Source organism: Halopseudomonas maritima, from assembly GCF_021545785.1.
Lineage (GTDB): Bacteria > Pseudomonadota > Gammaproteobacteria > Pseudomonadales > Pseudomonadaceae > Halopseudomonas > Halopseudomonas maritima.
The window spans coordinates 3,848,035-3,867,722 of record NZ_CP079801.1; the positions used below are offsets into that span (position 1 = coordinate 3,848,035).

Consider the following 19,688-nt stretch of genomic DNA (forward strand, 5'->3'; position numbering starts at 1 on the left):
CCTCAGAAGCTGGCGTCGCGTTTTTCAACAAACGCGCGACGAGTTTCAGCCGAATCCGGCATGGTGTAGGCCTCGAGGGTGAAGCCCTGCTCCCAGCGGTACTTGTCTTCCAGATTGCCGTCCTCAATGCCGTTCAGCGCTTCCTTGGCAATGCGGATCATGGCCGGGCTCTTGGCGGCAATCTTCGCCGCGATGGCACGGGTGGCAGCCGGCAACTCGTCACGCTCGACCAGTTGCTCGATGAAGCCGTACTGCATGGCGTCCGGCGCGGTCACGGTTTCGCCGGTGAAGAACATGTAACGCACCTTCTGAACCGGAAACAGCCTCTGCAAATGGGCACCGCCGCCCATGGCGCCGCGGTCGACTTCCGGCAGGGCGAACGTGGCGCAGCGTGAGGCAACCACGATGTCAGCGGCTCCGGTCATGCCGATGCCGCCACCCAGGACGAAGCCGTGCACGCCGACGATGACCGGTACTTGGCAACGGTGAATCGCCTTGAAGGTGGCATAGTTGCCGGCATTGACCTTGACGATACGCTCGGGGTGGGCGTCCAGTTCTTTAATGTCGACGCCGGCACAGAAACCGCGACCTTCGGAGCGGATGATCAGCACCCGCACATCCGGATTGACGCCCAGCTCATCAATGGTGGCAGCTAGTGACAGCCACTCGGTGCTATCCAGTGCATTGACCGGTGGTTTGCAGATCACCAGTTCGGCGATGCCGTTCTCGATCTGACTGGTAAAGGCATTACTCATGCGTGGGCACTCCCCTTCTGCCCGACACCCTCTGGCGTCGAGTCCTGCTGCATACGTTGCTGGAGCCGATGCAAGCAGACATCAGCCTCCTGGACTATTTCATCGATCAATTGCTGACAGCTGAGCAGGCGATCAATCGCCGCCGCGACCTGGCCGCTGGGCAGGATTCCCTCGTCCGGGAAGCCTTCAACCATCGAGCGCTGCAGCAGAATCGGCTGATTGGCCGCCATGATGACCTGCGAGGTGGCACCCGGGTCTTCACGCACGGCGCTGAAAAAGGTCTTGAGCATGTGGCCCGCGGTCATGCCGGTCTGTGCCTTCCAGCGATAGGCGCTGCGCAGCGCAATCATCAGTCGGCCGATCGGGCCGGCGGCTTCCAGTTTGCGGATGAACGGGTTGTCGACCATGCGGTGACGCATGCCGTCCACTGCCAGCGTGACCCTGATTTGTTGGGTATCGCGGGTAGCCAGGTAGCGCTCAAGCGTTTTGGCCGGGGTGGGCGAATCGCTGCTCATCATGAAGCGGGTGCCCATAGCAATGGCGTCAGCGCCAGCGGCCAGCGCCGAGGCCAACCCCCGACCGGTCGAGAAACCGCCCGCCGCGATCACTGGTACCTGCACGGCATCCAGCACCTGCGGCAGCAGAATACTGGTAGGAACACCGCCGGTGTGGCCGCCACCCTCGCCGCCCTGAATGGTGATCATGTCGGCACCCATCTCCGCCGCCTTGATCGCATGCTTGAGAGCGCCGACAGTCGGAATGCACAGCACGCCCGCGTCCTTGAAACGCTGCACGGTCTGCCGATCCGGTCCGCGGCCGTAGCTCACTGCGCGCAGACGGTACTTGATCGCCAGATCGACGCACTGGGCGGCATTGTCCTGAAACATGTGAAAGTTCAGACCAAAGTTGCTGCCGCCGGTGACGTCTACGACCTTGCGAATCTCGGCCTCCAGCTGGTCCGCCGCGATGGTCGCACCCGCGAGAAAGCCAAAGCCGCCAGCACGTGTGGTGGCGATCACCAGATCGGCATCAGACACCCAGCCCATGGCGGTCTGGATGATCGGGTAGCGGCAACCCAGAGCTGCCGTTACACGGGTGTTGTACCAGCTCATTTACTGCCATCCTCAGCCGCCTGCGCCTTATTGGCAGCGGCCATCGCCTTGCCATCAAAGCCGCCCAGCTTGTCGCCGGAAATCTGCTCGTTGTGCACATGGGCAAAGTGGTGCCAGGCGAACACCGCTTCCATGCCGGTACGCTTACCTTGCAAGTCTTCGATATGGTTGACCGCCTGTTTTGTCAGTGCCAGACCCATACGTGGCTGCTTGGCAATCTTCCCTGCGACCTCCATGGTGGCCCACTCCAAATGATCACGCGGCACCACCCGGTTGACCATGCCCAGCTCGTAGGCCCGCGCCGCTGACATACGTTCACCAAGGAACAGAAACTCCTTGGCAATGCGTGGGTGCATCTCGAAAGCGTGGGCGAAGTACTCAACGCCCGGAATACCCATTCGCACAACCGGATCCTGGAAGAAGGCGTCGTCGCTGGCGATGATCAGATCGCACACCCAGGCCAGCATCAGGCCGCCGGCAATGCAACCGCCCTGGACCATGGCGATGGTCGGCTTGGGCATCTCGCGCCAGCGCCGGCACATATTCAAATAAACTTCCTGCTCGCGCACATAGAGGAACTCGCCACCCGGTTTATTGGTGTGGTCCCACCACAGGTGCTTGTGCTCGAAGCTCTTGGTCACGTCGCGGCCCGGGGTGCCGATGTCATGCCCGGCAGAAAAGTGCTTGCCGGTTGAGCGCAGCACGATCACCTTGACCGCATCGTCATTGATCGCGCGACGGAAGCAATCATCCAGCGCGTAGGTCATCTGCGAGTTCTGCACATTATTGAACTGCGGACGACTCATGGTGACGACGGCAACGCCGTCTTCTACCCGATAGGAGACCGGTTCGTCGGTCTCGTAGACGGCCTTATCAGGGCGATCTACGAATTCGTTGTGCTCACTCATGCGCGCACCTCCTCGGCAGAACGGACACCGGCGGGATTACCCTTGAGCTGTTTGGACCGCAGGTTGTGCGGGTCCAGCCTGGCAATGGCTGCCAGTTGCTCGGCAGTCGGATGCGGCGTCTCGCCCAGGTTCTCCACTTTCAGCAGCGGGAAGCCAGTGCGTTCCTGGACCAGATCAAAGTCCACGCCTGGGTGCAGGGACACCACGCGAGGCGCGTTGTCCGGACCGTTCCAGTCCATCACGCACAGGTCTGTTACCGCCACCCCGATGCTCATCAGGTCACGGCGCATGCCCGGCCCCCAGCGCTCGGGCTTGAAGCCGACACCGGAGACCATATCCACCTCACCGGCAACAAACACGCGACTGTTGTGGTTGGGTACAAAGAAGGAATTGCGGTGGTTGATGCTGTTACCCGGCAGCCCCCGAACACCCAGCATGGCGACCTTCGGCTTGTGGTAATCGCCGACCACAGACAGGTTGCTCTGCGCCCAGCGGTCGATCTGGGTCGGACCGACCATGGCGTGACGGCGGCCGTGCCATACGCAATCAAAGATCCGTTCAAACGGCATGTAACCGGCGTACTTGGGCTGGTAGTCGCCGCGCGGACCGACCGGCACCGGCTCTTCCACCAGGAAGGCCTCGCTGTCGGTCATCAGCAGTTCCGGGCTATGGCTCACCTTGGCCAGGCTTGCGCCCAGACGGGGGATGATTCCCAGGCCAGATGCCAGCCATTCACCGTTGTTACGCCAGGCCTCGGAGGCGGCCACAATCATCAGTTCAGCCAGGCTGAATTCGGGCTTGCTCATGGTCGACTCCTCAGAAAATTGGCATTGGCAGCTGGCTGATGCGCTCGGCACCGCCGTTACGCTCGAGGTATTCGGCATCGCTGCAACTAACATGGGTTGCCAGGTACTGCTGCCAGCCGTCGTCTTGCGCGGCAGTGTCGCTGTAGGCTTTGAGGTGCTGCATGTCCCAGCCGTAGGCCGGGCCGCAGGCGGTCGGATGGGCACCGAGCGGAGCGTGAACCACGCCGGTTACCAACGAACGCTCAAACGTACTGAAACGCGCGGTCTCGGCATCCAGCTCAAGCTTGTCTTCCACCTCTTCGGCACTGACATAGCAATGCTCGGCAGCGCGCGCGAAGTGCTGGTCGAAATACACGTCGTTGCCGGTAATCAGGGTGTTGCCCAGGCGGTCAGCGCGGTTGACGTGAATAAAAGCCACGTCCAGATTTAGCGCCGGCATGGCCAGCAGCACTTCACCGTCGGCATAGGGCGAGGCGATGGTGCGCAGCTCAGAGTTGTGGGTCAGTACATCGGTTGCGAGGCCGGCGCGTGCCGGTAGAAACGGTAAGCGCATGGCGGCAGCCTTGAGGCCCCACTGAAACAGACCTTCGTCCAGCTCCATCACATCTAGCGTGCCGGCTTGACGCGCCTTGCGAAAATACGGCTCCAGCGGAATCGCATCCATGGTGGCGAAGCCGAAGATCAGCTTCTTCACCTTGCCAGCCGCGCACAGCATGCCCACCTCGGGGCCGCCGTAGGCAACCACGGTCAGGTCTTTTACATCCGAGCGCAGGATCTCGCGCACAATCGCCATCGGCTTGCGGCGCGGGCCCCAGCCGCCAAAGCCGACGGTCATGCCGTCACGCAGTTGGCCGACCGCATCGGCAGCGGTCATCAGTTTGTTCATGCCTGTTCCTCCTGCTGTCCAGCACCGAAGTCGTGTCCCCAGATGCTGACGTTGGTAAATTCGAAGGCGGTGTGCTTGTCCCAGTCCACCTGCAGTCCGCCCCAGCCGTACTCCAGGTCAAAGCCGGACGGGGTCTTCATGTAGAAGGACGTCATGCGGTCGTTGAGGTGCTGACCCAGGGTTGCTGACAATGGCACCTGGTGCGCTACTCGACGGTCATGGGCCCGACCGACCTCGGTCATGGAGTCCACCTCCACCATTACGTGCACGCATTTGCTCGGCACGTCGTACTCGGCAATCGCCAGGCTGTGGTGCCGGGCATTGGCGCAGTGCATAAAGTGGATACGGATGGCGGGACCACTCGGGTCCGGCCGGAAGTTGAAGATGTCGGAAATCTCAAAACCCAGCACATCGCGATAGAAGCTGGCGCAAGCGTCGAAGTCTGGTGCCGGCAGCACTGTGTGGCCCAACCCCATATCTCCGGTCAGAAAGCGGGGCACGCCCTGGGGAGAGATAAAGGGTGCGCAATCAGAGAGGTAACCCCAGGTCAGCTCGTGACGGTTACCGCAGGGGTCATGCAGCACCACCGCCTCGTTGACGCCACGCTGGCGGCAAAACTCCGGGCTTTGCTGCTCAAACGCAATATGCTTGGTGCGCAGCTGCTCCAGCATGTCATCAAAGGCGCGCTTGCCGGCCAACTCCCAGCCTGACGCCACATACCGATCACTGTTGCCCTGTACGACCAGCATGCGAAACGGCCGATCGTCCATCTTTACGTACAGACCGCCGCCCGGCGCCTCACTGGTCATCATGCCGAGCACCTTCTCGGCATAGTCACGCCATTTCTGCAGATCATCGATCTGCGCGACAAAATAGCTCAACGCGCGTATGTCACTCATGCCGTCACTCCTCGTTCGTTGCTTTTCGGCTTGTGAGGATTGTTGCGCGGCGCATTCGGCGGCTCATCGTCCATAGAGACTAACGTCAGGCGTGTGTTGCAAGGCCCCAGGCGTCGTGACTCGCCGACAAAAAAAGACCGCTTTCAGCCTGAACCGAAAGCGGTAGCAAAGACCGTCTCGGGGACGGTATGGGTCGAACGCCAGCTCGATTTACATGTATAGAATGGCCAAATCGTTGATCACCGCCGGACGCTCCTGACCAACCACATGGATATTGAACTCCATGATCATCTGCGTGCCTTTGGGTAGGACTTCGACCGACTTGACCCGCACCCGCGAGTGCAGCAACGAGCCGGCTGGCACGGGGCTGGGAAAGCGCAACCGCTCGGATCCGTAGTTGACCATGTTGGTAAAGCCCGTGACTTCAAACGCGAGCGGCACTTGCATGCGCGACATCAGCACCTGCACCAGCGCGCCATGGGCAATCGTGCCACCGAACGGCCCTTCCTTGCGGGCCCGTTCAGGGTCGGTATGAATCCAGTAATCGTCACCGGACAGCCGGGCAAAATCGTCAATCAGCGCCTGATCAACCAGGATCTGGTTACTCCAGTCACTGAACTGATCCGATACCAGGGCTTTCAGCGCATCGATATCCTTTACGTCGATCCTGGTACGAGCCGGACCGGCGTCGACAGTGGGTGCCGGCGGCGCCTTCAGCACTTCGTCACACTCAACCAGATCAACATCGGCACCGGTGTAACGCAGCAGCACAGTACCATCCTCGCGAACCCGCGCCCGCACGGGCTTGACCGCCATACCAACGCGGATATCTTCCGGCGCCAGGCCAACCAGTGTGGTGTTCATCCGCACGCCCTGCTCCAGCTCTATTACTGCCAGAATCTGCGGCTCGGCACCGGCAAACTCCGGCAGCGTGGGGATGCGGGCAACGGTAAAGGTGTAGAGAACGCCGGCACCGCTAACCTCTTTCCAGCTCAGATCATGGCTGAGGCAATGACTGCAATGACGGCGCGGATAGAAGGTCCATTGCTGGCAGCTGTTGCACTGCTGCAACTGCACCTTACCTTCCTTCAAACCGTTCCAGAACGGGGCTGAGATCGGTGTCGCCAGCGGCATTGGTTTATTCGACATGATTAGGCTCCCTGAAGAATCAATACGCCCTGCTCGCTCATGACACCGCCGGTGCCAGAAACGAACACCTGATCGCACACGCGAAGCTGGCGATCCCCTGCCTTGCCGGCAATCTGCTGATAGGCTTCAACCACCTGCGAGAAACCGCCGGCAGCGCCAGCCTGACCAAAGCTCAGCTGGCCGCCATGGGTGTTCATCGGAAAGCTGCCCTTGAAGGTCAGATCGTTCTCCATCACGAACCGCATACCCTCGCCTTTGGCGCAGAAACCGGCATCTTCCAGGCTCAGCAATACCGTGATGGTGTAGCAGTCATAGACCTGTGCGGCGTGCATATCGGCCGGGGTCGCACCTGCCATGGCAAACGCGGTGCGCGCGGCGGCAGCAAGAGGAGTCTCGGTCATATCCTCGGCGTAGCTGGGCGACTTGTAGCCCAGCCGCTCACCGAAGCCGGTGACAAAGGCCGGACGCCCCTTGCTGCGCTCGGCAAGCTCGCGCGAGGCAACGATGACCGCGGCACCGCCCGCCACCGGCATGACAATCTCCAGCACGTGCAGCGGATCTGCCACCATGCGGCTATTCAGGACATCATCAATGCTGAGCGTCTGGCCGCGGAAAATAGCATCAGGGTGGGCTTGGGCGCTGCTGCGCTGATCAACCGCGATCTTGGCCATCGCGCGCTGATCGTAGCCGTACTGGGCGGCGTAGCGCTGGGCGATCATTGCATAGCCGGTGTTCTGCCCCATGTGACCGTAAGGCAGGTCAAATTCGGCCTCGGGAGCGCCGTACTGAGTGCTATGCCCACCAAAGCGCATAGCGCGCGCCATAGCCGAAGGATCGTCATCCGGTCCGAACGGTGCCATACGCTGCGGAATCACACACAGCACAGCCTGACAAATACCCAACTCAATGGCTGCTGCCGCACGCCAGATCATACCTACGGCGGTGGTGCCGCCCAGATCGACCACTTCTGCGAAGTTGACGCCGATGCCCAGGTACTCTGCCGCCATGGCTGGCACAAAGCTGGAGGCCTCGTGGAAGTGCGGTCCGTTGATGCACAGGCCATCAATATCACTGGCCTTCAGGCCGGCGTCCGCCAGTGCCTGGGCAGCCAGATCGGCGACCTGTTCCAGATGAAACATCTGCGGAGCAGTCGCATATTTCTCGGGTTTGTACTGTGCGGCCCCGACAATCGCCGCGCTACCTCTGAGCCCCATGGCTTAAGCCCTCTCATCTCTTTGTTATCAATGGGGCCATGGTCGTGACTAATAGCCGGGTCTTCATCGTCCGAAAGGCCTATGCGCTTTCGGACGATGAAGGCCGCCGAAGCAGTTCACCCTGGCTAGAGACGGGCAATATTGAGACTAGTCAACACGACCTAGTCTCGTTGCGGGATGTTTGGGCGGCGTTGCTGCTGTCAAGTAGCTTGGCGCTACGCGCGTCAAGGAAAAAAACAATCACAAGAAGGTACTACTATGCTTCCAATTCGCCTGCTGACGGCAGCTGTTTCAGGCTGTCTGGCTTCTCCGGCATTTGCTTTGAATATTCTGCTAACCAATGACGACGGGTTAACCCCAAACCTGCAGGCTCTGCAATCAGCTCTGGTAAGCGCTGGGCATTCAGTTGTGGTGTCGGTGCCTTGTACCAATCAAAGCGGAAAGGGCATGTCGCTGACCTACCTGCGTCCTCTGACAACCTTGCAGAGCGACTGCCGCAACGGGGCTGCCCGTGCAGGTGACCCAGCCGTTGGCTCGATTGCCAGCATGGACAACGCCTATTATGTCGACGGCACACCCGCGATGGCCACACTGCACGGCCTGGACGTACTGGCGCCCCGCTATTGGGGGGCTTTGCCGGATTTAGTACTGTCTGGCCCCAACGAAGGCGCCAATGTTGGCCCGCTGGTTAGTATGTCGGGCACTGTAAGCAACTCACAGATAGCGTTGTTCCGAGGGGTGCCGGCGGTAGCGATCAGTGCGCACATGAGCACTGAGAAACAACCTGAACTGGCACCAGAAGTTGCCGGACTGACCATGACTTTCCTGGCTCAGCTCAAGGCGGATCCGCAAAGTGGCGCACTTCTGCCGCCGGGGGTGGGTATCAACATCAATTATCCCGAGTTTGCCCTGGGTGAGTCCGCAGCACTGGAATGGGGATATTCGGTATACGGCAGCTATGACCCGGCCCCAATCATGTTTGTTGCTGATCTGTCGCAAGACCCCTTGGGAGCGCGCTATGGCATGCCGGCTTATCCTGGCATCACTGCCGATGTGCGCCGGGACACCAGTTTTCCGGAAGCGCAACAGGATGATATGGGGGTGCTCACTAGCACAGGGCGGATCGCTGTAACAGCAATGCAGTTGGGTTATGAGGCGACTCCTCCGGTGCGGCAATGGCTGCGTCTGAATTTCCGTGAGCTTCTTGGTGAATGAGGGGGCCGCTATGAAAACACCATCCAAGAGCGCGCCAGCAGCGGCGCTGCTTCTGCTAGCCGGCCTACTGGGAGGCTGCCTAAGTAACGGCTCGGGTGACCGCCAGGAGGGGGAAGACGCTGCAGCCACTCCTGTACAAGTGACAAATCTTGCTGCTGGGCGGTATGCGGTGATCGCCGGCACGGCACAGGCACCCTTGTATGGCAGCTATTACGCTGGCAGCGATTCGCGAGTGCTGGTGCTGAATGACACAGCCCTTTCAGCCCAAAGCCTTTTTGTCCAGCGGGCAGGACAGCCCTGGCAAGCGACACCCTCCCCTGGTACACCCGAGGTTTCGTTTCTGCAGGTGTCTCCATTGCCCGATGCCGCCCCGATCAGTGCGCATGAGCTTGCTGGCAACTACCTGACTGAACTGGAGCGCGCAAGCTATGCCGGCTTGCGTGTGTCGGCGGATGGTAGCCTGTCAGCGTATATGATCAGTGACTGCGAACTAACGGGAATGCTCAGCGATATTAGCGTTAACGGCAGTTTGTACGCGACCGTGGAAACGCGAGACTGCCCGACGCTGCCCGAGCGTCTGGAGGGGACTCTGCTGGTAGATACTGACTATCATCCCGCACGTTTTCGCTTGGTGCTGGCAAGGGACGAGCAAGTGTTTGACCTTTGGTTTTATCCGGACTAAGGCCTGATTGCCTGTTTATCGCTCCTACACACACCCAGTACGCGCCTGCAACGCCCTGATGAATGTCAGCCATGAGCGCGCGTCAACGCTGCGTTATCGAGGGTCATCTATGACAAACGCGAACTGGGAGTGTGGACCGCATACTGTGTCGCATGCGCGCGGTATGCCCTTGGAGAGCCTTGCCATAGGCGTTTGGCGACTGAAACCGGGTCTGCCAAACGCCTTTACGCCTGACCCACTGCTGGTGAGTGGATCAGGGTCTTCAAAGTGCCGGTGCTTGAACCAGACACTCAGTGTCCATGCATTGACATGCAAATCACACTGGTGCTGGCAGTGGCAATAGACCTGACACCCGGTAGCAACCATGGTTGCACATCGGGGCCAGGACACCGAGACGATACAGGAACAGATCGGACAATAAGGCGCCGGGTTTGTAATTCCACAACAGCTCAATCTAGTGAGGCGCAACGTCGATCTGGATAAGGCTTTAGCGCAAACGGCAGTTACCGAAGAGCACGCTGCTCAACCGAAACACTGTTTAGCGCGGGCGTTGCCTTTCGGCACGCTCAAGAGAGATTACGAACTCGCAGTGGCCCTGGACCTAGCCTCTCTGTGCTTACCCGTGTGAACCGATATCAGCCTCCAGCCTCATGTCACCGTTGCGCATTCTTTCAGATCACCACAGGGAGTAACCACTATGCACGCGATCACTCGCCTCGCTGCCGCAGCCGCCCTCCTCGCCGCCGGCAGTTGTCTGGCCACCGAACCAACCCTGCCGCAGTTGGGGCTGCAGACCAGCAGCAGTCTGCTAGTTTTGCACGGCGAGCGGCTTGGCAACCTTAACCAAGACGACTTTCATCGGCAGCGCAACGCGTTACAGCGACACTGGCGCCAACAGAGGCAATCGTCGCCCGAAGAAAACCAGGGCATGCAGCAGTTGCTGAGTATGATGGAGTTAGCCAATCGCCAGCTTCGGCATCAGCAATACATCGAACTGGAAACGTCTGAACAGATAAGTCAGCAGTTGTATCAACTGCTTGCGTTATGGCAGGCCGATGCTGTCAGTGAGCCGATCGTCCAGGCGCGGCTGGCACTGCTGGAGCTGAACCATCGCTATCTGTACCGCAGTTATGTCGGTATGCCCAACCCGGATCACCCGCCGCAGCCCAGCTATTTCACTGCCCCAACTGACCAGCTGCTGGCCCAAATAGACCAGGTAGTGACAAGCGGCGACTACACCAGTGCCACCCACGCACGCTGGCAACTGTTGCGCCGAATGTTCACCACGTTGAACGACAGCTGGGCACAAAAGGCGATGGCGCCAGTGGTGGTCAACGCCAATACCCAGACCCTGCTGCAGGACTTGCAGTAACAGCAAAAAAAGCCCCTGCAAGCAGGGGCAAATGCGTCAGTCGGTTTACCGGCGAGACCCCGGCTGTAGCCGGGGCTTTGACCGATCAGCGGCCGCGGGCACGCAGCATGTCGGGGGTAAAGAAGTTGGGCTCCAGGTCACCCTTGTTGATTACCGGCCCCTTCTCGCGCTCCTGGGTCAGGGTGTAACCCACATACTGACCGCTGGACAAATCGTGGTAGAAGGAGGCGCCCGCCTGCCACGCACTCATGTCCGGATGGTAGTAGTAGTTGACAAACGAATGCTTCCACAGGTTGCCGCGGTTGTCGTAGAAGTCGGCAATCACCGCGTGCCAGGTGTCCTCGTCCAGATACATAAGGCGATCGCGGTAGAGGTGACGACTGTTCTCCTTCAGTGCGGCCTTAATCACCCAGACCCGGCGCAGCTCGTAACGAATGTACTCGGGGTTGGCGTGATTTGGGGTCAACAGGTCATCGTATTTGACATCGGCACTGTTGACGCCAAAGGCGTTAGCGGGAATGTAGATCTCCTTCTTGCCGACCAGCTCCCAGTTATAACGCTCGGGCGAGCCATTAAACAGACGGTCCGAGTCGATGGTCATGGCACCGTTGGAACCACCCAGCGGCTGGTCAAAACCGTAGCCGGGAGCCAGGCGTACACGGCGGGTACCAGTGTTGTACGTCCAGGCTACGCGTGGCGCAGACTCATAATTGTAGGGCTCGTGGTTAACCGAGGTATTGCCACGTTCGCGCAGCGGCAGCAGCACCTCGGTCATGCAGTAGGAAGACACCCCGTCTTCGGTACGCGGCTCGCCGGTCGGACTGCTCGCCGGAGAGAGGCAGACGCCATTGACGCGCCCCCAACCAATCTCACCGCTGCGCTGAACCGACGCCAGGTCGCGGATCTCGGTCTGGGTCCAAGCGCGATAGGGCAACTGATGGTTCCACAGTACTTCCATGGCGTTGTTGGGGATCGGGAAAGGATTATGACCCAAACCGCTGTAACCCATGCCGTCGTCCACGATCTCCGCATTCAGCGCGTTCCACTTGGCACGCTCGCAGACATGCTGCGGATAGGCAAAATCCCGGTGCGAGGGGTAGATGTTCATCTTGAATGTATCGGGGTACTGCTCAAACATCGCCAGCTGGCCGGCCGTCAGCTGCTCGGCATGCTGTTGGGCGTTAGCCGCGGTAATCACCAGCACCGGCTCCTCATCAGCGTAAGGGTCAACCGGATGCGAGCCACTGTGCGACTGCAAATTCCAGCCGGGCACCTCGCCCACGTACTTGCCGGTAAAGGCCGGAATAGTACCGGCAGCGTTGCCGGCTACCTCGGCACCGACACAAGTCAGGTCCTGCCCCAGACGCGCGGCATCTTCAGGGCTGACCTTGGCGTGAACAGCGCCGCTGGCCAGGCCGACGGCAACGGCGATTGACATAATTGCACTGTGTTTCAACATTGTTTTTATCTCCAGTGTGAAAGCGGCCTGGCGTACCTGCGCAAGCCGCTCAAGAAAGCGGATCAGAATGAGTACTTCGCCGAGAAGGTAATGTTGTCGCGGTCTGTCAGCGTGCGGTTGGCACGCAGACTGGCCGAGCTCAGATAGTTGGTGTAGGTGGTATTGAACTCCAGGTTGCCCAGGCGCTTGAAGGTGGCACCAATACCCAGCCGCTTGTCGTGCTGACCGGCACTGATGCTGCCCTGCAGCGGCGTACGACCATCAACCACATGGGCGAAGCTGACCGGGACGGTCAGGTCCCAGCCGGCAAACACACCCGGGTAGCTGAGGTTGACCTGCAGGGTGTATGCCGTCGAGCTGTCGGTTTGCCACGCATTGCCCTGGTCGTAGGTAAAGTCAGTGCTGCCGTATACCGGGTGAGCATCCGCATCGTTAGCGCGCACGTGCACGATTTCGCCCAGAATAGTGGTGGAATCAGCCCAGGGCGCAGCACCTAAGGCGCGAATGAAAGACAACTGGAACTGCTGGCCCTTGCCGCGCGTTGCAGACGGACCCGCCGGCGTCATGACGTTGATCGGCGCCCCGTCACGGTAGCTCCACTCACCGCCAACCTGTGTATCCCCCCAAAGAGTCGAGAAGCTGATACCGGTGAGCTTGATGTCTTCGAAGTAGTCAACCTCGTAGGTCGTTGGCAGCTGCGGGCTGATCGGGTTCAACCCGAAGCCACCGAGGGTGACACCCGAGGGGTTGCGATCGTGATAACGCACATGGAACAGGCCGAACTCCCACGTCAGACTCGGGCGATACATGACCCGTACACCCCATTGACCGCTGTCACGTGGTTTGTTGGTCCCTACATAGTCAGCCTGCTGGTAAAAGCCCGGTGCCAGTTGCAGCAGCAGACTCTCGCGGCCAGGGCCAGTTACATCGGAGGTCGACAGGTAAGAGCCAACCGGGCTCAAATCATTGCCAGCCCATTCGTACTGGTAATAGGCAGCCAGGCCGAGATCGGGGGTGATTTCCCAATTGGCCGACACTTGCCCCAGCGGCAGAAGAATTTCCTTGGTTTCCACACCGGGCTGTCCGGCCTTGACCACGTCTACGGCAGACTGCACGCCATTGACGCCCGGATAGAACAGGCCTTCACCCCAGGCGACCATGTGCTCGCCGGCACGGATAGACAGGCGCTGGTTGGCAGGTAAATCAAAGTTGCCGTACACATACGCGTCGAGGATGCGACCGTAGCCGCCGGACCAGCGTTTGGTATCGCTGGTGAATTCGTCATGGCTACCGGCCTTGTTGACCGTGGCCGGCGAGTTATTGTCGTTGCTGCGATGGTAAACATCATCGTAGAACGCGCTAGCACGCAGCACCGCACCAAAGTCGCCGTGGGTAAGAATCATCTCGGCCAGGGCGCCTACCCGGTTGCTGGTCAGCGCGTGCTTGTCAAAGTTGCGGTTACCGTCGTCACCATTGATGTTGGAAAGCAGCTCCGAGTCCTGGTCGCTCAAGCGCATGCCCAGGCCATAACTGGTGGTCAGCGACCAGTTAAGGGTGGTGTCGCTACCCAGGGCAATGGGCTCACCGGCCAGCGCATGCGAGCAGGAAGTGGCGGCTACGGATGCCGCCAGCGTGGCCAGCACAAAGCGGCTGGTAACCTGCGGCATACACTTTTTGTTGTTGTTTTGCATGACTGCTCCTTGGTATTTCAGGCCGTTGTGGCCCAGATGGTTGGGTTACAGATGAATGTCTTCGGGCAAGCCCTTTGGCTGTACAACGCCCTGCACCAGGCAGTAGCGCCAGACCGATTCGCAGAGCTCGCGCCGTACAGCGCCCTCTTCCATGAGGTAATTCAGGTGGGCCAGGGTTTCGCCCATGGCCATGAGGTGGTCGAAACCGTTGCGTACCCGCGGGAACAGCAGCGCCCGCGCCTGCTCTGCGCTCAGCGGCTGCACCAATGCGCTACGCAAATGCTCAAGATGTTTGTCGTGGTGTTGACGAAGCTGACGCAAACGCAGGTGCAGCCCACGAAAGGGGCGCTCGTGGGCTGGCAGCACCAGCACCGAGTCGGGCAACTGTTGCAAGCGACGCAAGGACGCAAACCAGTCGCCCAGCGGGTTGGCGTCAGGCTCGGTGACAGTGATGCAGATGCTGGAGGTAATGCGTGGTAGCACCTGATCGCCTGAGATCAGCAACTGATCCTCTTCGCAGTAAAGGCAGGCATGCTCAGGCGAGTGCCCGGCACCAATCACTACCTGCCAGCGCCGCGTACCAATGCGAAGCATCTGGCCTTCGCGCAGACGGCGATAACCCTGAGGCATATCAACCTGGTAGACCGACTTGCCCAGCGCCGCCAGCATGCCGTTTATGTCTGACTCAGCAACGCCGGCACGCCGATAGAACTGCAGAAACGCCCAGTTTGGACCGTCATTGTCCGGCCCCTGGATACCCAGCGAATGGAATTCGCCAAAGGTCATGTATGTGGGGCACTGAAAGCGCTCACTCAACCAGCCGAGCAGGCCAGAATGGTCATAGTGAGCGTGGGTAACGATCACTGCCAGAATGGGTTGGCCGGCGAACAGCTCGACAAACACATGCTCCCATGCAGCCCGGCCGGCATCGGTTGCCATCCCAGTATCAACCACCACCCATCCATGCTCGTGGCGCAGCAGGTAAAGGTTGATATGGTCCAGCGCGAACGGCAGCGGCATACGCAGCCAGTAGACGCCTTCGACCACTTCACGCACCTGCCCCTTGTCCTGGGCAGTTGTCCAGGGAAAGGACAGCGTCAGCGTAGCCGTGCTCGACTTAAGAGCCTGCTCGCTCACGCGACGTCTCCCTGATAAGCCGGCAAGCCGTTACGCGCCAGTACCTCGTCATTCAACAGCTGATAGCTGCCGCTCTGGCTGTCGCGCACGTACAGCGGATCACTAACCAGCGCGGGACTGTAGCCCTGGCGCTGCAGGTCAACCTTGCGCAGCTTGAAGGTCGAGGTCATGTCAGCCATCGCTGAGACCCGCACGAACATGGGTACCGCGTAATGCGGTACACGCTCGACGGCAAAGCGATGAAATGCATCCGGATCGAAGCTCTGGCCTGGCTGCATAAGCACCGCCGCCATGCCCGCGCGGCCTTCGTGGTGTGGTACCAGCACGCCGTAGATATTGATCAATTCCATGCCCGGGAAGTCGCCCAGCGCATCGGCCACTTCCAGGGTGGATACGTTCTCGCTTTTCCAGCGGAAAGTGTCGCCAATGCGATCGACGAAATAGCAGTAACCGTCCTCGTCGTAGCGCAGCAAATCACCTGAACTCCACCAGGCATCACCTTCGGCAAAGACGTTTCGCAGAATTTTCTTCTCGGTGGCCTCGGCGCTGGTATAGCCCTCAAAACGGCCGGCACCGATCTCCGGATGGTTGACGATAAAACCAACTGCCTCGCCTATCTCGCCCGGCTGGCAATGCACATAACGGCCTTGCTCGTCGCGCACGTGGGTTTGAGTTTCGGTATCAAACTTGAGTAGACGCAGGTTGGTCTTGTCCCAGAACGGTACCCGGCCGCAGGAGCCAACGCGGTTGTCGACGTTCAGCGTGGCCGCATTGGCCTCGGTAGCGCCCCAGCCCTCAAAGATGTCGAGCTCACCAAAGCGCGCTACCCAGCGTTGCCATACGTCTCGGCTGAGGCCGGCACCTAGCATGCAGCGCAGGCTGTGCTCGCGATCATTCGGCTGTTCGGGCTTGTTCAGCAGGTAGCGGCAGATCTCACCGATGTACTGAAACACGGTCACCTGATAGCGGCGGATGTCGCCCCAGAACTCGCTGGCGCTGAACTTGCGACGGAACACGATGGCCGAGCCCGACACCAGCGCAGTAGAGGTGATTGAGGTGGCTGCCGCGCCGTGATACAGCGGCAGGCAGCAATAGAAAGCATCCTCCGGCGTAGTTTGCAGCGTTACCTTCATAACATCGCCGGAGGTCATCCAGCGCATGTAGCTGTAGCGCGCCGCCTTCGGCAGCCCAGTGGTGCCGGAGGTGAAGATGTAAAGCATGTCATCTTCCGCTTTTAGTTCGGCGCGCAGGCTACGCGGCGGCCGGCTGCTGACAGCGGCCTTCACCGCGGGGCCAAAGCTGCTGTCCAGATGGGCCGGCAACGGCTGACCGTGCGGTTTTTCGCTGTCCTGCACTAGCCAGCAGGCGTGCGCCGCGGTTTCCGGCGTCTCCGCGAACACCTTCAGACATTCCTCACCTATCACCACGGCCTTGGCGTTGGTGCTCTCCACGGCGTGCAGCAGCGGCTTGCCCGTCAGGTGATAGTTGATAAAGGCGGTGGTTACGCCCAGTTTGGCCATGCCAAACCAGCAGAAGAAGAAATCGGGGCGGTTTTCCATTGCCAGTGCGCAGACGTCTCCGGCGCGCAGGCCACGGGCGTGCATTTCATTGGCGTAACGATTGATCTCAGCATCAGCCTCGGCGTAGCTGAAACGCTGCTCGCCGTAGACCAGAAACGGCCGCTCGGGATAACGATCAACCTGCGCCTCAATGCGATCAGCCAAGGTGTAATGGTCCGCCGGCTTGATCTGGCCAGCTGCCACGGAGCGCTGATCCAACTTGGCCTGCGTAGCCTCTCGACTGGGCAGCTCTACGGCCGCGTCATGTGGTTGTGTTGCCGTAGCCTGACTGCTCATGCCATTTCCTCCAGCAGTGACGGGTAATCGGTGTAGCCCTGCGGCCCAGGTGAATAGAGGGTTTTGCGGTCGAACTCGGCCAGCGTGGCACCACCAGCAATGCGCTCGACCAGGTCTGGATTGGCGATGTAGTGACGGGCGAAGGACACAGCGTCGGCCTGGCCGCTAGCGACCATGTCGGCGGCGCTGTCTGGCTCGAACCCATCATTGACGATCAAGGCACCATCGAACTCGGCGCGGGCTTGGCTGAACGCATCGATACGACTGCTGTGCGCGCGCATGATGTGGAGGTAGGCGAGATTCAGGCCGCGCAGGCTGCGCAGCAATGCACTGTAGGTTGCAGCCGGGTCGCTATCCGCGATGTCGTTAAAGCGATTGGCCGGACAGAAGCGGATGCCCACGCGCTCGGCACCAATTGCCTCACTCATCGCCAGCAGTACCTCGCGCGCAAAGCGCACGCGGTTGTCAGCGCTTCCGCCGTATTCATCGTCACGCTGATTGGCGTTTTCAGACATGAACTGCATTGGCAGATAACCGCTAGTGCAATGCAACTCGACGCCATCAAACCCGGCAGCGCGAGCGTTCAGCGCGGCTTGGCGGTAATCAGCGATGGTGCGGGCGATATCTTCCCTGCTCATGGCTTCGGGTGCCTCGGTCGGCGCCATACCCGCCACATCGGTAAACAGCTCGGTCTGCGCCGGGACCGCCGAGGGGCCGAGCGTGCGGCTGCCTGCCGGTTTGTTGTGACGACTGGCAACCCGACCGCAGTGCATCAGTTGCACCACAATCTGACCGCCACGCGCATGCACCGCATCGGTAACCTGGCGCCAGGCGGCAATCTGCTCGGCACTGTAGATCGCCGGTGTGCGGCAATAACCCAAGCCATCGGCCGAGGGTGAGGTTCCTTCCGCCACGATCAGCCCGGCGCTCGCGCGCTGGGCATAGTAATCGACCATCTCGGAGGTGGGCACGGCAGCGGCATCGGCGCGGCTACGGGTCATCGGCGCCATGACAATGCGGTTGCGCAAACGCAGGGCACCAAACTCGGCGGCTTTTAGCAAAGAGGCTGTGGTCATATCGCCCCCTTAGCGCACACGGATCTTCGGCGCCGGGGTGTCACCCCGCATGCGCTGAAGAAACTGATCAAGGGGGGCCGGTTCGGCGACCTGGGGCAACTGATCACGCCCAGGGCTAGCGCTCCAGAAGCCCTTCCAGGACGGAAACAGGTCGTGAAAGGTGCCGTGATAGGGCTCGCGGCCAGGCCAGCGCATCTTCATGTCGCCAATCGGCGGCTTGTTCAGGTCGGTAGCGTACCAGTAGCACGGCAGGCGACGACGGAAGTACCAGCTACCGTCCACGCGCTGATAATCATCCCAGTAGAGCATTTGCATGATGACCCATTCGGCACCAGTCTCGTGCTCGTTCTTCGAATACACCACGCCGATGGCATTGTCGGCATCAGTGAACTCGATAATGTGCTGACCAATATGGTGTGAGGTGCCGGTGAACTGGTGGCGCAGGGTGTCGTCCACCCACGCCTTGAGATGTTCACGGCCAACCTTGTCACGGCCGACGCGGATATCCGGGGCGAACAGCCCGACGTGGGCGTCCAGGTCGCGCATATCCAGCGACAGTGCGTACTTACCAACCAGTTGACGGATCTGCTCGGTGGATTCGAGCCGATCCAGACGCTGGGCGAGAGTCTGTTGATCCATGCTGCTGCCTCTACTTCAGGCCGGTGCGGGCCGCGTGACCCGCGCCGTGATTATTCAAAAACGGTGTACAGGTCGGAGCTGCGCCCGCCATCTACCGAAAGCGAAGCGCCGGTGATGTAGGAGGCTTCGTCACTGGCCAGGAAGAACACCGCATTGGCCAACTCATCGGCCTGCCCTACCCGCTGCATCGGGATGAGTTTCTCGGTGTTGCGCTTGGATGCGTCGTCGGCCAGCATGCCGGCGGTGGCTGGCGTGGCGACCACACCGGGTACTACCACATTGCAACGCACGCCTATTGCGGCGCCCTCGGAGGCTACTGCGCGGCTGAAGTTGATCACCGCCGCTTTGGCTGCCGAATAACCCGACATCCAGGCAGTGCCGAATACGCCGCAGATCGAGGCAATGTTGACGATACTGCCGCCACCTTGCTTCTTCATCAGCTGCATGGCGGTGCGCGTGCCCCAGAAGGTGCCGTCTACCGTTGTGGCAAAGTTGGCGTGCCAGTCGGCAGTAGTCATCTGGTCGACACTGCCCCAGGTGTAGGCCATTGCGTTGTTGACCATTACATCCAGTCGCCCGTACTCGGCGGCTACCGACTCGATGGCCGTGACAAAGGCTTGCTCGTCGCTGACATCCGCGACCCGGTAGGTCGCTTTACCGCCAGCGGCGGTGATTTCACCGGTCACATCACGGAGTGGGCCTTCGCTGCGGCCACAAATCACAACGATCGCACCTTCGGCAGCCATCTTGCGCGCTGTCGCAGCACCAATACCCGAGCCACCACCCGTTACAAAGCACACCTTGTCCTGCATACGTGCTGTCATCGTCTGTC

At 60.3% G+C, this 19,688-nt stretch carries 18 protein-coding genes; 3 read left to right on the forward strand and 15 right to left on the reverse strand.

What is annotated here, in order from left to right:
• Nucleotides 1-2: 2 nt before the first annotated feature.
• The 8 genes from HV822_RS17755 to HV822_RS17790 all read right to left on the reverse strand — a co-directional run bounded on the left by HV822_RS17755 (nt 3) and on the right by HV822_RS17790 (nt 7,729).
• Entirely contained in the window at nt 3-755 is a 753-nt protein-coding gene (locus tag HV822_RS17755; RefSeq protein WP_238871585.1) for an enoyl-CoA hydratase family protein, read from the reverse strand.
• Nucleotides 752-1,867, reverse strand: coding sequence for an NAD(P)H-dependent flavin oxidoreductase (locus HV822_RS17760; protein WP_238871586.1), 1,116 nt, complete (start codon nt 1,865-1,867; stop codon nt 752-754). The genes HV822_RS17755 and HV822_RS17760 overlap by 4 nt, the downstream gene beginning before the upstream one ends.
• Complete coding sequence (locus HV822_RS17765; protein ID WP_238871587.1) at nt 1,864-2,775, reverse strand: enoyl-CoA hydratase; 912 nt, start codon at nt 2,773-2,775, stop codon at nt 1,864-1,866. Before HV822_RS17765 ends, HV822_RS17760 begins: the two co-directional genes overlap by 4 nt.
• Nucleotides 2,772-3,581 (reverse strand): CoA-transferase subunit beta, encoded by an 810-nt coding sequence (locus tag HV822_RS17770; RefSeq protein WP_238871588.1) that lies wholly within the window; start codon nt 3,579-3,581, stop codon nt 2,772-2,774. Before HV822_RS17770 ends, HV822_RS17765 begins: the two co-directional genes overlap by 4 nt.
• A gap of 10 nt (nt 3,582-3,591) precedes the next feature.
• Nucleotides 3,592-4,467 carry a CoA transferase subunit A gene (locus HV822_RS17775; RefSeq protein ID WP_238871589.1) on the reverse strand — a complete coding sequence of 292 codons (876 nt, stop codon included), beginning with the start codon at nt 4,465-4,467 and terminating at the stop codon, nt 3,592-3,594.
• The gene (locus HV822_RS17780) at nt 4,464-5,366 is read right to left on the reverse strand and encodes a VOC family protein (protein ID WP_238871590.1); all 903 of its coding nucleotides are present in this window, start codon (nt 5,364-5,366) and stop codon (nt 4,464-4,466) included. Before HV822_RS17780 ends, HV822_RS17775 begins: the two co-directional genes overlap by 4 nt.
• 210 nt (nt 5,367-5,576) lie before the next feature.
• Nucleotides 5,577-6,518 carry a bifunctional OB-fold nucleic acid binding domain-containing protein/MaoC family dehydratase gene (locus HV822_RS17785; RefSeq protein ID WP_238873650.1) on the reverse strand — a complete coding sequence of 314 codons (942 nt, stop codon included), beginning with the start codon at nt 6,516-6,518 and terminating at the stop codon, nt 5,577-5,579.
• Nucleotides 6,518-7,729: a thiolase family protein gene (locus HV822_RS17790; protein ID WP_238871591.1), complete on the reverse strand. Its 1,212-nt coding sequence runs from the start codon at nt 7,727-7,729 to the stop codon at nt 6,518-6,520. The genes HV822_RS17785 and HV822_RS17790 overlap by 1 nt, the downstream gene beginning before the upstream one ends.
• A gap of 258 nt (nt 7,730-7,987) precedes the next feature.
• Here HV822_RS17790 and HV822_RS17795 point away from each other — a divergent pair, with 258 nt between their 5' ends.
• The 3 genes from HV822_RS17795 (at nt 7,988) to HV822_RS17805 (ending at nt 10,998) form a co-directional block, all read left to right on the forward strand.
• Nucleotides 7,988-8,944, forward strand: coding sequence for a 5'/3'-nucleotidase SurE (locus HV822_RS17795; RefSeq protein WP_238871592.1), 957 nt, complete (start codon nt 7,988-7,990; stop codon nt 8,942-8,944).
• A gap of 10 nt (nt 8,945-8,954) precedes the next feature.
• On the forward strand, nt 8,955-9,626 hold the full coding sequence (locus HV822_RS17800) for a hypothetical protein (RefSeq protein ID WP_238871593.1): 672 nt from the start codon (nt 8,955-8,957) through the stop codon (nt 9,624-9,626).
• 697 nt (nt 9,627-10,323) lie between these two features.
• Entirely contained in the window at nt 10,324-10,998 is a 675-nt protein-coding gene (locus HV822_RS17805; RefSeq protein WP_238871594.1) for a hypothetical protein, read from the forward strand.
• Nucleotides 10,999-11,083: 85 nt separating this feature from the next.
• On the opposite strand, the gene HV822_RS17810 is transcribed toward HV822_RS17805, so the two are convergent.
• The 7 genes from HV822_RS17810 to HV822_RS17840 form a co-directional block, all read right to left on the reverse strand.
• Nucleotides 11,084-12,436: a DUF1329 domain-containing protein gene (locus HV822_RS17810; protein ID WP_238871595.1), complete on the reverse strand. Its 1,353-nt coding sequence runs from the start codon at nt 12,434-12,436 to the stop codon at nt 11,084-11,086.
• 83 nt (nt 12,437-12,519) lie between these two features.
• A complete protein-coding gene (locus HV822_RS17815; RefSeq protein WP_238871596.1) occupies nt 12,520-14,148 on the reverse strand; it encodes a DUF1302 domain-containing protein in 1,629 nt (542 codons plus the stop codon).
• Nucleotides 14,149-14,193: 45 nt separating this feature from the next.
• Nucleotides 14,194-15,285 (reverse strand): MBL fold metallo-hydrolase, encoded by a 1,092-nt coding sequence (locus tag HV822_RS17820; RefSeq protein ID WP_238871597.1) that lies wholly within the window; start codon nt 15,283-15,285, stop codon nt 14,194-14,196.
• Complete coding sequence (locus HV822_RS17825) at nt 15,282-17,141, reverse strand: long-chain-acyl-CoA synthetase (RefSeq protein WP_238871598.1); 1,860 nt, start codon at nt 17,139-17,141, stop codon at nt 15,282-15,284. The genes HV822_RS17820 and HV822_RS17825 overlap by 4 nt, the downstream gene beginning before the upstream one ends.
• Entirely contained in the window at nt 17,138-18,217 is a 1,080-nt protein-coding gene (locus HV822_RS17830; protein WP_238871599.1) for an alkene reductase, read from the reverse strand. The genes HV822_RS17825 and HV822_RS17830 overlap by 4 nt, the downstream gene beginning before the upstream one ends.
• A gap of 9 nt (nt 18,218-18,226) precedes the next feature.
• A complete protein-coding gene (locus HV822_RS17835) occupies nt 18,227-18,856 on the reverse strand; it encodes a nuclear transport factor 2 family protein (RefSeq protein WP_238871600.1) in 630 nt (209 codons plus the stop codon).
• A 50-nt stretch (nt 18,857-18,906) separates the two neighbouring features.
• Entirely contained in the window at nt 18,907-19,680 is a 774-nt protein-coding gene (locus HV822_RS17840; protein WP_238871601.1) for an SDR family NAD(P)-dependent oxidoreductase, read from the reverse strand.
• Nucleotides 19,681-19,688: the final 8 nt, after the last annotated feature.